The organism is Paenibacillus sp. TY11 (assembly GCF_059772165.1).
Genome location: NZ_JCBAIQ010000077.1, coordinates 1 through 538, shown reverse-complemented (window position 1 = coordinate 538; position 538 = coordinate 1). Strand labels below are relative to the sequence as shown.

Below are 538 nucleotides of genomic sequence, written 5' to 3'. Positions count from 1 at the left end.
GATTAAAAGTCAGGTGCTCTACCAACTGAGCTAATGGCTCTTAATGGCTGGGGATATAGGATTTGAACCTATGCATGACGGAGTCAAAGTCCGTTGCCTTACCGCTTGGCTAATCCCCAATATGCATATGATTCACAATTCCCCAAGATTTCATCCAGGTAAGAGGATGAAAAATGGTGGAGGCTGAGGGGATCGAACCCCCGACCCTCTGCTTGTAAGGCAGATGCTCTCCCAGCTGAGCTAAGCCTCCATACTATCCTATGACCCGTAGGGGATTCGAACCCCTGTTACCTCCGTGAAAGGGAGGTGTCTTAACCCCTTGACCAACGGGCCATCCTATAACAAGCTCTCAACCGGGTTCGAACCGGTGACCTCATCCTTACCATGGATGCACTCTACCTGCTGAGCTATGAGAGCAAATGGCTCCCCGAACAGGACTCGAACCTGTGACAACTCGATTAACAGTCGAGTGCTCTACCAACTGAGCTATCAGGGAATAATAATCATAAAACTCTGCTTGGCGGCGTCCTACTCTCCC

General features: G+C 50.0%; 5 tRNA genes. All 5 read right to left on the bottom strand.

Annotation, left to right across the window (positions count from 1 at the left end):
- Positions 1–44: 44 nt before the first annotated feature.
- Positions 45–119 (bottom strand) — tRNA-Gln (locus AC6EJC_RS26920).
- A 55-nt stretch (positions 120–174) separates the two neighbouring features.
- Positions 175–250 (bottom strand) — tRNA-Val (locus AC6EJC_RS26915).
- An 11-nt stretch (positions 251–261) separates the two neighbouring features.
- Positions 262–333: transfer RNA gene (locus AC6EJC_RS26910), tRNA-Glu, on the bottom strand.
- A gap of 11 nt (positions 334–344) precedes the next feature.
- Positions 345–417 (bottom strand) — tRNA-Thr (locus AC6EJC_RS26905).
- 3 nt (positions 418–420) lie between these two features.
- Positions 421–496, bottom strand: a tRNA-Asn gene (locus AC6EJC_RS26900).
- Between the last annotated feature and the right edge of the window lie 42 nt (positions 497–538).